Source organism: Corynebacterium sp. MSK035 (assembly GCF_030232615.1).
Classification (GTDB): Bacteria; Actinomycetota; Actinomycetes; order Mycobacteriales; family Mycobacteriaceae; genus Corynebacterium; species Corynebacterium jeikeium_D.
On record NZ_JASPJP010000004.1, the window covers coordinates 92,443 to 105,241 of the forward strand.

7 protein-coding genes are annotated in these 12,799 nt (G+C 59.0%); 4 read left to right on the forward strand and 3 right to left on the reverse strand.

Translation table 11 applies throughout. The annotated features are described in order from the left end of the window. Window positions 1–19 precede the first annotated feature (19 nt). A complete protein-coding gene (locus QP978_RS04145; protein WP_005510327.1) occupies window positions 20–184 on the reverse strand; it encodes a hypothetical protein in 165 nt (54 codons plus the stop codon). A gap of 243 nt (window positions 185–427) precedes the next feature. On the opposite strand from QP978_RS04145, the gene dnaE reads away from it, so the two are divergent. The 3 genes from dnaE to QP978_RS04160 all read left to right on the forward strand — a co-directional run bounded on the left by dnaE (window position 428) and on the right by QP978_RS04160 (window position 9,145). Then, complete coding sequence (dnaE, locus tag QP978_RS04150; RefSeq protein ID WP_284856874.1) at window positions 428–3,985, forward strand: DNA polymerase III subunit alpha; 3,558 nt, start codon at window positions 428–430, stop codon at window positions 3,983–3,985. 56 nt (window positions 3,986–4,041) lie between these two features. Further along, window positions 4,042–5,337, forward strand: a complete 1,296-nt coding sequence (gene ilvA / locus QP978_RS04155) for a threonine ammonia-lyase IlvA (RefSeq protein WP_070856473.1) — start codon at window positions 4,042–4,044, stop codon at window positions 5,335–5,337. 106 nt (window positions 5,338–5,443) lie between these two features. Beyond that, window positions 5,444–9,145 carry a hypothetical protein gene (locus tag QP978_RS04160; protein ID WP_284856876.1) on the forward strand — a complete coding sequence of 1,234 codons (3,702 nt, stop codon included), beginning with the start codon at window positions 5,444–5,446 and terminating at the stop codon, window positions 9,143–9,145. A 9-nt stretch (window positions 9,146–9,154) separates the two neighbouring features. Here the strand turns inward: QP978_RS04160 and treZ are convergent, their stop codons facing one another. Further along, a complete protein-coding gene (gene treZ, locus QP978_RS04165) occupies window positions 9,155–11,071 on the reverse strand; it encodes a malto-oligosyltrehalose trehalohydrolase (protein WP_284856878.1) in 1,917 nt (638 codons plus the stop codon). A 128-nt stretch (window positions 11,072–11,199) separates the two neighbouring features. Between treZ and QP978_RS04170 the strand changes: the two genes are divergently transcribed. Beyond that, window positions 11,200–11,901 carry a YigZ family protein gene (locus QP978_RS04170; RefSeq protein WP_502870674.1) on the forward strand — a complete coding sequence of 234 codons (702 nt, stop codon included), beginning with the start codon at window positions 11,200–11,202 and terminating at the stop codon, window positions 11,899–11,901. Between the two features lie 6 nt (window positions 11,902–11,907). On the opposite strand, the gene QP978_RS04175 is transcribed toward QP978_RS04170, so the two are convergent. Next, entirely contained in the window at window positions 11,908–12,654 is a 747-nt protein-coding gene (locus QP978_RS04175; protein WP_048734728.1) for a helix-turn-helix domain-containing protein, read from the reverse strand. Window positions 12,655–12,799: the final 145 nt, after the last annotated feature.

A 12,799-nucleotide genomic window follows, 5' to 3' on the forward strand; every position in this document is an offset into this window, starting at 1 on the left:
TTCCCGGGTCTGTGCTTTATTAGACCAGCCAGCTGTAGCGGGCGGCATCCATGTTGGAGGTGATGACATCGCCATCGACGAGGTAGCCGGCAGCAACGGGGCGGCGGTCGATGGTTGCAAGAACCTCGTCAAGCTCGGGCTTGGGGAAGTAGGTGAAGTGGCCATCGGAAAGTGGTGCGAACACTGTATTGCTCCTTTGGTTCTTTGCTCGAGGGTAGTGCGTTTCTCTATGGCCGCGAGGAAATATGAGGACTTCCTCACAAACCGTGGTGTCGAGTATTGTCAACTGGTTTTGAAAAGTAAAGGAAGTGGTGCGGTGATGTTAAACACATCTTTAGCCATAACTGTGCAGACATAAGGGGCTGCTTCATTTTGAGTGTTCGAAGGAATCGTGTTCAGTCCGGGCGATTGTCTACAATCTGGACTCATGGCTAACTCCTCCTTCGTGCACCTCCACAATCACACCGAGTACTCCATGCTCGACGGTATGGCGAAGATTGATTTGCTTGCCGACGAGGTTGCGCGACAGGGAATGCCTGCGGTCGGTGTCACCGACCACGGCAATATGTTTGGCTCAAATGCTTTCTATCGGCAGATGAAGTCCAAGGGCGTCAAGCCGATCATCGGCATTGAGGCCTATATGGCGCCGGAGAGTCGTTTTAATAAAAAGCGCATTCAGTGGGGTGAACCGCATCAGCGTCGAGATGACGTCTCCGGTCGCGGTTCCTACTTGCACCAGACCATGTTGGCCGCGAATGCGCAGGGTCTGCGGAACCTGTTCTACCTGTCGTCGATGGCGTCGTATGAGGGGCAAATTAGTAAGTACCCGCGTATGGATGCCGAGTTAGTGGCGGAACGCGCCGAGGGCATTATCGCAACCACTGGTTGCCCGTCTGGTGATGTGCAGACTCGTCTGCGCCTGGGGCAGTTCGACGAGGCTCTGCAGGCCGCCGGTATGTGGCAGGACATCTACGGCAAGGAAAACTACTTCCTTGAACTGATGGATCACGGGCTGGATATTGAGACCCGTGTGCGCAGTGAGCTGCTGGAGATTGGGCGGAAGCTGAACCTGCCGCCGTTGGTTACGAATGACTGCCACTATGTCACCCGTGACCAGGCCAAGGCTCACGAGGCTATGCTCTGCGTGCAGACGGGTAAGACGCTCAATGACCCGGACCGTTTTAAGTTCGACGGTGATGGCTACTTTATTAAGTCCGCTGAAGAAATGCGCGCGACCTGGGATCATCTAGTCCCGGGTGCCTGTGATAACACGCTGCTCATCGCCGAGCGCGTCGAGGATTACGACGAGCTGTGGGAAGAGCACCCGCACGATCGCATGCCGAAGGCGGACGTTCCGGAAGGGGAGACGCCGACGACATGGCTGCATCACAACGTGATGGAGGGGCTGCGCAAGCGCTTTGAAGGGCGCGAGGTACCGGAGGAGTACATCCGGCGCGCGGAGTACGAAATTGAGGTGATTGACGGTAAGGGCTACCCGTCGTACTTCCTTATCGTGGCGGAGTTGATCCGCCATGCCCGTGAGGTGGGCATCAAGGTCGGTCCGGGGCGTGGTTCCGCTGCCGGTTCTTTGGTTGCATACGCGACGTGGATTACCAATATCGACCCGATTGAGCACGGTCTTCTCTTCGAGCGATTCCTGAACCCAGAGCGTCCGTCCGCGCCGGATATCGATATCGACTTCGATGACCGCCGCCGCGATGAGATGATTCGCTACGCGGCAGATCGCTGGGGCGAAGACAAGGTGGCGCAGGTGGTCACCTTCGGTACGGTGAAGACCAAGCAGGCTCTGAAGGACTCGGCGCGTGTGCAGTTCGGTCAGCCGGGTTACCAGATTGCAGACCGCATTACTAAGGCGCTGCCACCTGCGATTATGGCTAAGGACATTCCGCTGAGCGGCATCGTCGACCCGGAGCACCCACGCTACGGCGAGGCCGCCGAGGTTCGTCAGCTTATTGAAACCGACCCGGATGTGGCTCGAATTTACGAGACAGCCCGTGGTCTCGAGGGCGTCGTTAGGCAGACCGGCGTGCACGCTTGTGCCGTGGTGATGGCGTCGGTGCCACTCTTGGATCACATCCCGATGTGGAAGCGACAGGCTGACGGCGCGATTATCACTGGCTGGGACTATCCGGCGTGTGAGGCCATCGGTCTGTTGAAGATGGACTTCCTGGGGCTTCGAAACCTGACGGTTATCGGTGACTGTATTGAGCACATCAAGTCCAACCGAGGCGAGACAGTTCTGCTCGATGACCTTCAGACCGATGATCCAAAGGTCTATGAGCTCCTGTCACGTGGTGACACCCTCGGCGTGTTCCAGCTCGATGGTGGCGGAATGCGTGAGCTGCTCAAGCGCATGCAGCCAACGGGTTTCGACGACATCGTGGCATCGCTGGCGCTGTACCGTCCGGGGCCGATGGGTGTGAACGCGCACTTTGACTACGCGGATATTAAGAATGGTCGCAAGCCTTATAACGCCATCCACGCGGAACTGGATGAGCAGCTGAAGGAAATCCTGGAAGAAACACACGGCCTGATCGTGTACCAGGAGCAGATCATGAAGATCTCGCAGAAGCTGGCGAATTACACCGCGGGCCAAGCAGATGGTTTCCGTAAAGCCATGGGTAAGAAGAAGCCTGAGGTGCTGGCCAAGGAGTTCGTGAACTTCGAAGGCGGCATGTTGGAAAATGGTTTCTCTAAGGATGCTGTCCAGAAGCTGTGGGATATTATTCTGCCCTTCGCTTCGTACGCGTTTAACAAGTCTCACGCGGCGGGCTACGGCCTGGTGTCCTACTGGACCGCGTATCTGAAGGCCAACTACACCGCTGAGTACATGGCGGCGCTGTTGACCTCGGTGGCGGATGATAAGAACAAGCTGGCTATTTATCTGTCGGACTGTCGCCACCTTGGCATTAAGGTGCTGCCGCCGGATGTCAATGAGTCGGGTATGGACTTCGAGCCGGTCGGTGAGGATATTCGCTTCGGCCTTGGCGCTATCCGCAACGTCGGCCATGATGTGGTCGCGTCGATTGTGAAGACGCGCGAGGAGAAGGGCAAGTTCACGTCGTTCTCGGACTATTTGGACAAGATTGAGACGCTGCCGTGTAACAAGCGCATCACCGAGTCGCTGATTAAGGCCGGCGCTTTCGACTCGCTGGGGCACCCACGAAAGGGCCTTGCGCTCATTCACGAAGAAGCCATTGACTCGGTGCTGTCGACCAAGAAGGCTGCAGACAAGGGACAGTTCGACCTGTTTGCGGGCTTCGGTGGGGAAGAGGACACCGGATCGGAGAGCATCTTTGAAATCCGTGTGCCGGATGAAAAGTGGGATCGCAAGCACGAGCTGACCCTGGAACGAGAAATGCTGGGCCTCTATGTCTCCGGTCATCCACTCGATGGGTTCGAAGAATCGCTGGCCGCGCAGACCGATACCGCTTTGACCACGGTCGTCGGTGGGGAAGTCGCTAACAACACCGAAATCACTATTGGTGGCATTGTCTCTAGCGTTGACCGTCGCGTGAATAAGAACGGTCAGCCCTGGGCGATTATCGGTATTGAGGACCACAACGGCGCGCGCGTGGAAATCATGGCTTTTGCGAGGACCTACGCGATGATTGCCACCAGCATTGCTGAAGACGCCATTGTGCTTATTCGTGCTCGCGTTCAGTACCGCGATGACCGCATGAGTGTGGTCTGTGATGACCTGAAGCTGCCGGATCTTGGCCGTAATGGCTCCACTTCGGCGCCGCTGCGTTTGACCATGCGCACTGATCAGTGCACTCCGGAGATGATTGCCAAGCTGAAGTCAGTACTGCTGGACAACCCAGGCGACTCCGACGTTTACCTCAAGCTTGTCGACGGCGATTCCCACACCACTTTGGTTCTCGGCGAGCACTTGCGGGTTGACCGGGACGCCAGCTTGATTGGTGATCTGAAGGCGACGATTGGGGCCAGCATTTTGGGGTAGCTTATCGTGGCCCTGATTGTCGCAACCGGTTGTATGACCGAGTAGAGTCATAGCTCATGAGTGAGAATTCCGTGCCTGCTTCCCAGACCGAACGCCGACTTGTCCACGCGGCCGATATTCAGATTGCGCAGGCACGAATTTCTTCGGTTATTGCGGCCACTCCGCTGCAGTTCAGCCCACGTCTTTCCGAAATCACCGGCGCTAAGGTATTCCTCAAGCGGGAAGACCTCCAGGACGTGCGCTCGTACAAGATTCGCGGTGCCTACAACGCCATGGTTCAGGTCACCGACGAAGAGCGAGCAGCAGGCGTCGTTGCGGCATCTGCAGGAAACCACGCTCAAGGCGTGGCATATGCCTGTCGTCAGCTGGGTATTAAGGGGCGCATCTATGTGCCCAATGCCACGCCGAAGCAGAAGCGCGACCGTATCGCATACCACGGCCGCGATGCCGTTGAGATTGTCGTTGTCGGAGACTCCTTCGATGAGGCCGCCGCTGCTGCTCGTGCCGACGCACAGCGCACTGGTGCAACCATGGTGGAGCCATTCGACTCTTTCAACACCATCGTCGGACAAGGCACTGTCGCAGCTGAAATCATTGCGCAGCTCTCCGGTCAGGGGTTGACTCTGGATACCATCTGCGTACCGGTCGGCGGCGGTGGTCTGCTCAGCGGTGTCACCTCGTACCTGTCGGATATGTCGCCGAACACCCAGGTCATGGGCGTGGAACCTGCGGGCGCAGCTTGTATGCGAGCAGCCCTGGAGAACAACGGCCCGATTACGTTGGGTCACACCGACCCGTTCGTCGATGGCGCCGCGGTGGCCCGCTTTGGTGATCTGCCATGGCACATCCTGGAGGCCAACCGCAATCGTGTCCATCCGATGATTGCGCCAGAGGGCGCGGTCTGTGAGGCGCAGCTGGATCTCTACCAGAACGAAGGGATTATCGCTGAGCCGGCCGGTGCGCTGTCTGTGGCAGCTCTGGAGCAGATGCAGTTCGAGCCAGACGAGGTTGTTGTCTGCATCATCTCGGGTGGCAACAACGACGTGCTGCGCTATGCCGAGATCATGGAGCGCTCGCTGGTCTACCGCGGCCTCAAGCACTACTTCCTGGTGAACTTCCCGCAGAAGCCCGGCCAGCTGCGTATGTTCCTCAGCGAGGTTCTCGGCCCGGATGACGACATCTCGCAGTTCGAGTACCTCAAGCGGAACAACCGCGAAACTGGCGCGGCGCTCGTCGGTATTGAGCTGCGTCATGCTTCTGACCTCGAGGAATTGCTGGCACGCATGGATGCCTCGCCGCTGAAGTGCCGCCGACTAGTGCCCGGCACACCAGAGTATGACTTTTTGACCTAGACTTGCTGGGTCCAGCTGGGAAACTTCCGAGGGAGTCCTCCCAGATCCATTAATTAAATGAATCTTTTCGAGCAAGCTTTGTAGCGAAAGGGAGCGTCCACCCACAATGACTGGGGCAAGCAGTGTCGACCAGGATGTCCGAGTGGAAAATACCGTGATTGTCGAAATGTGGCTGGCTGCCGCAGAGCAGGATCTGGCCACCCGGATTCCAGGGCTGCTGGAATCTGCCACACAGGCCAAAGTTGAGCCATTGTTTGTCTGGTCAGGGCTGTCGATGGACGAGGTTGAGCGTATCGACCGCTTCTTGGGAACGCTCCTGGCCCATCATCTGGCTGGTGGTACCGCTGCCGATATTGATGCTGCGAAGAGCGTCGTTGACAATCACCCGCTGGTCACCCTCGCCTCGCTGGTAGGGCGCGCCGCGCGTGTTGCGTCGGCAAGCGAAATGTGGCTGGACTGGCCGGCGGCTCTGCAGCTGAATCCAGACGCCGATGCCACCGGCGCGCTCATCTCGCACCTCGCCGCCGCAGTGCCGACAATGCTAGCCAATGCCGGTTTGCCTAACGACGTCGACAGCAACCAGGCCGACTCGGATGAGCTGCAGCAAGCGGCACAGGTGCTTTTGCTGCACGCGGGAGTTCAGCTGTCAGTGATGCCATTGATTATCGAGCGCTGTGAGGAGCTTGCGGGCGTATCGGAGCTGACCAATCCTTCGGCCAATGACCTGGTACAGGCGTTGTCGAAGGTACATCCGCTGCTCGAGGGGCTGCTGACCGAAATCGCGGAGGCGGAAGATGGTGCCTACCCGCTGGCGCTGCGTCAGTTGGCCAGGACGGCACCCCGCCAGGCACACAAGTTGTTTAAGGCAACCCTCGGTTACGCCATTGCCACCGCCGCTGATCCGGCCAACTGGGAAGCTCGGGAAGAGCTGGGCCAGCTCGACGCGGGGCTGCCGCCCATACTGGTGGCCGCTGCGCGTGAAGAGCTGCGTATGCGTCCGGCGGGTACTGCGAACCGTCGTGAAGCCGTGGGCGTGGTGGCAACGACCGGTCGCCCACAGCTGTACTTCGATGAGCTGACACAGACCGTTGGCGTACAGCTACCGACGCCGCTGGACCCGGCGGGGCGGACCTGGCGCGTCACCTTCGGCGGCACGGTAGCAACGACGCCGGTGGTGGGCCTGCAGGATTCGCTGCCACGTCCAGTGGTGACCATTGATGAGCCGGTGCGCGATGTGCTGGTGGAAATCGGCGATGAGAAGCACTGGCGAGTCCCGGCGATTAGCACTGAGGACCCGATTCTCATTTTCGGTGCCGACGGTCAGTCGGTCACAGACAAGGTCTCGCTGCACTCGACTTCCGCCACGGTGGTCTACCCGGTTGATGCCACACTCGTTGACCCCGTCACCGGTGCTGAGGTGCCATTGCTATCGGACCCACGCCCATTCAACTGGGAGCTGTGGCAAGTCGCTGAGATCGATCTTCGCGATGTTCATGCAGTTCAGGTTCGTCGGTCCGGGGCGGCTGGCGAGGTTCGGTCGGCGTCACCGCAGCGTCAACCGCGAATGACCATGCCCCACGCGCGACTCGACGGCACGGTGTCTGCCTACGGCACCCCGGTTTACGCTGGCGGTCCGGTTGCCGTGTTTCCGCCGACGCTGTCCGGGAAGGATGAGTCCTGGCGTGCCATCGTCACCGATTTTGGCGGTTACGGTGCGTTTACCACGGATTCCGTCATGGTCTATGACCTCGAGGTACCCGCCGCGGGTGGCGAGGTTGAGATCCTTACCGATGATGATTACCCGTGGGTCGGCGAGTTCGTGGTTCGCCTGGTCAATCCGCGTGGCCGCAGCTTCCAGAAGCACTTCGCCATTGCGGAGCAGGCTGACCTCACTATCACTTACAGCGGTGGTGGTGACGGCTTCCGCATCCCGACCATCGATGGTCTGAGCCCCGCTGACATTCGCGTTGTCTCCGGTGACAAGCCGCTCGACGCCGAGCCCGCTATCGTGCGCCTCGGGGCGGACGAAGTCACAGGTACCGTCGAGCTTTCCACCGACGAGGGCGCATGGCTGCAGTTGCAGGTCACGCCAGGCACTCTGCAGTTTGAGGTTCCGCTTGCCGACGAATCCGTCGCCCGCCGCACCACTACCTTGGTCACCCGCCCGAAGCGTGTCGATGCCTTCGGCAAGATTGTCGTCAATGCCCCGGGCGAGTTGCGCCATGCGCATGTTGCAGTTTCCAGCGGTGAGCGCGACATCTGTCGCGTCCCCATCAAGCGTTTCGGCGATACTGGCTACGCGGAGTTCGGCAAGTTTGCCGACCGTATCTCTCTGCTGAAGGCCTTGCGTATCAGCTTGGACTGGACTCGTGTGACGGGACGTAAGCGCCTGTCTGTACCGCTGGTGGAGGCTTCCTCCCGCGATGCCATCCGTCAGATTGCCTTCAACGATGAAGCCACTGACATCATCGAGGTTGATGTCGCTGACGATGTTTCGCATTTGCCGATGACCCTGTGGCTCTGGGCCGCCGGTCAGCCGTGGCGCGAACCCGTCGCCCTGGAAGTCGTGGAGGGTGAATGCGAGCTTCCCGACGAGCTCCGCGGCCTTGGCCCATTCGTCGCGCAGGTGACTTTCGGTGTGGAGAAGGAACGCCACCCGCAGTGGCCGGCGGCCGGGTCGACCATTTTGCATCATGTTGATGATGCCGAGGCTGTCGACCTTGATGGCGAGGACACCGATTCCGTTGCTCGCGCGCAGGAACTGTGGGGCGAGCTAAATCAGGATCAGCTCGCACGTTTGTGGACGCTACTGGCGACCTTGCGCGCCGGTCGTGCAACCGACATGGCGCAGGCGAATCCGCTGCTGGCCGCGCCTAGGTTGGGTGCGATCTTGTGTGCTGAACCACGCGCTGGTCTGGCAGCGTTGAACCGCTCAGTCATCGCGTTGGACGATCAGCCGGGTATGTTTATCGCCTCCGGACTCGTTCTGGGAGACTTCAGCGCTACTAAGCCAGTGCCGGGGCGTCGCCGTGTGCCGTGGCTCGGTGCCTTGGCAGCATTGGCGGATCTCACTGATGAGAGCGTGGACCGTTCTCGTCAGCTGGATTACCTACGTACGACTGGTGGCCAGGGACTGCTGGACATTGCCGCCAGCGGCCAGGACACCACTCTGGAGTCCGCCACTATCGACCAGAGCTCGGTGCAGATTACCTCGCTGCCGGAAGCGCAGGCCAGCGCTATTTTATCGCAGGTCTTTGATTCCTACCGCATGGTCCCGGGTCCGCTGACCGACGATGACGCTCGCTTCACCGCAATTTACGAAGTGGTACGCAATCGCGCTGAGATTGTGGAATCCGGTGTGATGACCCAGCTTGCCGCTGCCTCTCGGGTGTTGTTTAAGACGGTGTCGAAGGCGTCTCCACGACTGCGCAAGGCGGTCAATGTGCGCTTCCACAAGCTCGATGGCATCGATGCGGATGATCCTTCGCTGCACTGGACTCTGGTGCCGGGAACGTCACTGCTTATTGCAGTGGCTGCCCGCGTATTGGCCCGCACTCAGGCTGAGAATTCTGATGCCAGTGTCGCCGCTGTCCGTGAGCTGATTCCGATGTGGGCTCAGCTGGCGGACCTGGTTCCGACGTTGGTGATGAGCGATATTCTCATCGCAGACGCGTTGGTGGCTCACGCCCTCCACGGTGATGTCACCGAGCTGCCGTGGCCAGCATCCGAGTCGGGTGCTGATGTCGAAGCTGATGCTGACGCTGCGGCCGACGCGAATCCTGAAGGCACGGCTGACGCGGAGGACTAGCCTGTTTGACTAGCTGAGCGAGACGACAGCGTAGCCCCACGCTGGAAGTGAGATTTCGGGACCAGCAGCTTCGTCATTGACGATGCTGGCTGCTGCGTCTTCAAAAGTGTGCAGCAGGTGGGCGGAACCGAACTCGGAATCCAAGTTGACGCTGGTTTCGGCGTCTGAGAAGTTCGCGACCAAAGCGACAGTTTCAAAGGCATCTGAGCCTCGGGCACCCATTTCGCGCTCATCCTGACTGCGCACAACAACAAGGCACCGATTGTCCTCGTCATACTCGGTCACTACAGATGCTGACCACGGAGTGCGAAGCGACGGGTGAGACTTCCGCAGCGCGAAGAGATCGCGGTAGGCCGACAGAATAGTGGCGTGCGAGCCCTCCGAGACCTCCTGCCAATTGAGCTTCGAGCGATTAAAGGTCTCTGGATCCGATGGATCGAATACCTCCTTCGGATCCCACCCGGCACGGGCAAACTCACGTAGGCGTCCCTCGCGCGTGAGCCGCTGCAGCTCCGGATCTTCATGGGAGCAGAAGAAAGCAAATGGGGTAGAGGCACCCCACTCCTCACCTTGGAAGAGCATCGGGGTGAAAGGACTGCATGCGATAACTGCTGCCTTTAAAACCTGCTGCGCCGGGGTGAGGTTCATCGACGGACGGTCACCGACAGCGCGGTTACCCGTTTGATCATGCGTGGTTGTGTACGTCACAAAAGCATGCATGGGCTGGACAGACAGGTTAAAGGGGCGGCCGTGAGTACGACCGCGGAATGTCGACATTGTGCCCGTGTGCCAGAAGCCGGTTTCCAAAGCGCTAGCCAGCGCTTCCACCGAACCAAAGTCCGAGTAGTAGGCGTGGTCTTCGCCAGAGATCAACGTGTGCAGCGCATGGTGGACGTCATCATCCCACTGAGCGTTGAGGCCAAAGCCACCGGCAGCCCGCGGGCGGACCAAGCGCGGATCATTTTGATCGGACTCTGCAATCAAGGAACGCGGAATACCAGTCTCGGCTGCGACAGTGTCTGCGACAACCTGCATCTGCTCCAGAATGTGGAATGCCCCCTCATCATGCAGAGCATGGACTGCGTCCAGGCGCAGACCGTCGACGTGGTAATCCACCAACCATTGGCGCACTGCATCCAAAATGTAGGCACGCACCTCATCAGAGTTGTCGCCGGTGAGATTGACAACCTCACCCCAACCCGTCGAACCACCAGCGGTGTAGGGCCCGAAAAATCCCACATAGTTGCCGTCTGGACCGAAGTGGTTATAGACCACATCCAAAATGACGGCCAACCCCTTGCGATGGCACGTATCAATCAGCTTTTGTAGGCCCCGCGGGCCACCGTAGCCCTCGTGGACACTGTGCCAGGACACACCGTCATAGCCCCAATTACGGTCACCGCCGAAAGGCTGCACTGGCATCAGCTCAATGTGTGTCACTCCCAGCTCAATCAGATGGTCTAGATGTTCCACCAAACCTTCGAAATCGCCAGAATCGCTGAAGGTACCCACATGCAGCTCATAAATCAGACCTCCTGGCAGAATCCGACCCGACCAGGCCGAGTCCTTCCACTTATAGGCACTCAAGTCAACGACCTCGGAGAAACCATGCGGACCATCCGGCTGGGACTGTGAACGCGGATCCGGCAGCGGTATTGTCCAGTCACCGACAGCGGGGGAGGAGCCGTCCCCCGATTCGCCATCAGGCGCGCCGTATCCCGCATGTGCCCGCAGCGAAAAGGCGTAGCGATCCCCCGGTGTGCGAGCCACGTCAGCTTCGAACCAACCGGAGTTGGCGCCGTAGCCATTGGTGGCATCAGCGATTGGATGCATATCAAAAATCGCAGGCGCGTCAGGATTACCCAACAGCAGACGGACTTCGGAAGCGTACGGGGCCCAGACTCGGTAGTTGCTCATGAGCACCATGGTAGGTCAGTCAGCGGATTGACACAGTGAAACTTTTTCGACCACTGCGGATTTGAGGTGAGCCCAAGGTGAGGTCGAGATAGTAGCGACCGACGGTGATTGGGTGTGCACGAAGCCCATACGCAACAATGGACACTATGACCACCGAGCCATCCACTTCGACCGAAGCGACGCAGAATCAGCGTGACATCGAGCTGATTGTCCCCGCCGACGGTGACATCGTCACGAATGAAATCGAGATTAAGAAATCGCGCTTCATTACGTGGATTGCGCGTGCCGACGACGAAGATAGCGCCCGAGAGGTCATTAATTTGGCCAAGGCGGAGTACCCGGATGCTCGCCACCACTGCAGCGCATACATTCATGAGGTCGTCGGAGGAAATCGGGTGGAGCGATCCTCAGATGACGGTGAACCTGGTGGCACGGCAGGGCGCCCGATGCTCGATGTGCTCCAAGGCTCTGGAATGACGAATGCCACCGCCGTAGTAATCCGCTATTTTGGCGGCATCAAATTGGGCACGGGCGGGCTTGTAAGGGCTTATTCGGATTCGGTCTCAGAGTGTCTAGAAAAAGTCACGCGCATGCGTCGAGTGCAAAGAGCCCTGAGAGTAGTGAGTGTCTCCGCTGCAGATGCCGGTCGCATCGAGGCAGAATTGCGTGCTCGCGGCTATGAGATTGTGGAAACGCGGTGGGGGCAGCACGTGGAGTTTTCCATCGCAGTGACTGCCGATGGGATTGCCCAGCTTGACGGCGAAATGCAGGCGCTGACTAAGGGAGCTAGCGAGCCGTCTACGGACGGTGGCGAAATCTGGTGGGAGCTGCGCGCCTAACAGCCACTAACCCTGGTTCGGGGACTCCTCGCCGTTGTGTGCGCCGCGATGACGCTTGAGAATTTCCACCAGTTCGTCCTTGTTTTCCGCAATCTTTTCCGGCCGACCGAAGACACAGACCGCTGCCACAGTAGCGCCGTCTTCCTCCACTGCGATAGAGACACCATCGACGCCACCGCCTTCGGCAATACCCGGGGCAGCACAGACGCCGGTCTCTGCGATTTCCCCAGCCTGGCGGAGGAAATCATCCACATAAACCTGGTCTTCCGGTCGCGCGGAGTTCAGGTAGGACCACAGTTCGCGCTTTTCAAACCGACTCATCAAAACCCAACCTGCAGAGGTGCGCAGCAGCGAGCGTGGCAGGAAGTTCTCCGTCAGGTACTGGTAGCGCATGGATTCACCGACGGTTTTGAGGTAGAAAAGCTTGCCACCAACCGGCAGTGCCAGCACGGTAATCAAGCCAGTTTCGTTGTGAATCGCCTCAAGCTCGGCCGTCGGAACGTGGACCATGCGACGACCGGCCATGACATTGAGCAGAAACGGCGCCATGCCGAGCGTGTAACGCTTGTTGGACTCGTCAAGGTAACCTGTCACAGTCAGACCGTTGACAAGGCCCTGCGTGGTACTGAGCGGATAGTTCAACGTGTGGGCGATGTCTGTGAGGGTTAGACCTTCGTTAGAGCGCGCAACGAGTTCGAGGATCGCCGCAACGCGGTCGACCATACGGTGGCGGGGGCGGACAGTTTCTGTCATAGCGCTAACTCTAGCAACCTAGCTACGCCATTGTATTAATTACCTACTCAAATAGGAATATTTAGCAGGCTTGCTATATCTGTCGGGATTTTTCCCGAATTGTACGCCCTATCGACCTATGCGATGCGTCAGGGTGACCAGAACG

Bases quoted from the DNA above. Each gene is read 5' to 3' on its own strand.
- QP978_RS04175 (WP_048734728.1), bottom strand. From the start codon at position 12,654: ATGACAGAAACTGTCCGCCCCCGCCACCGTATGGTCGACCGCGTTGCG.
- treZ (WP_284856878.1), bottom strand. From the start codon at position 11,071: ATGGTGCTCATGAGCAACTACCGAGTCTGGGCCCCGTACGCTTCCGAA.
- ilvA (WP_070856473.1), top strand. From the start codon at position 4,042: ATGAGTGAGAATTCCGTGCCTGCTTCCCAGACCGAACGCCGACTTGTC.
- QP978_RS04160 (WP_284856876.1), top strand. From the start codon at position 5,444: ATGACTGGGGCAAGCAGTGTCGACCAGGATGTCCGAGTGGAAAATACC.
- QP978_RS04170 (WP_502870674.1), top strand. From the start codon at position 11,200: ATGGACACTATGACCACCGAGCCATCCACTTCGACCGAAGCGACGCAG.
- dnaE (WP_284856874.1), top strand. From the start codon at position 428: ATGGCTAACTCCTCCTTCGTGCACCTCCACAATCACACCGAGTACTCC.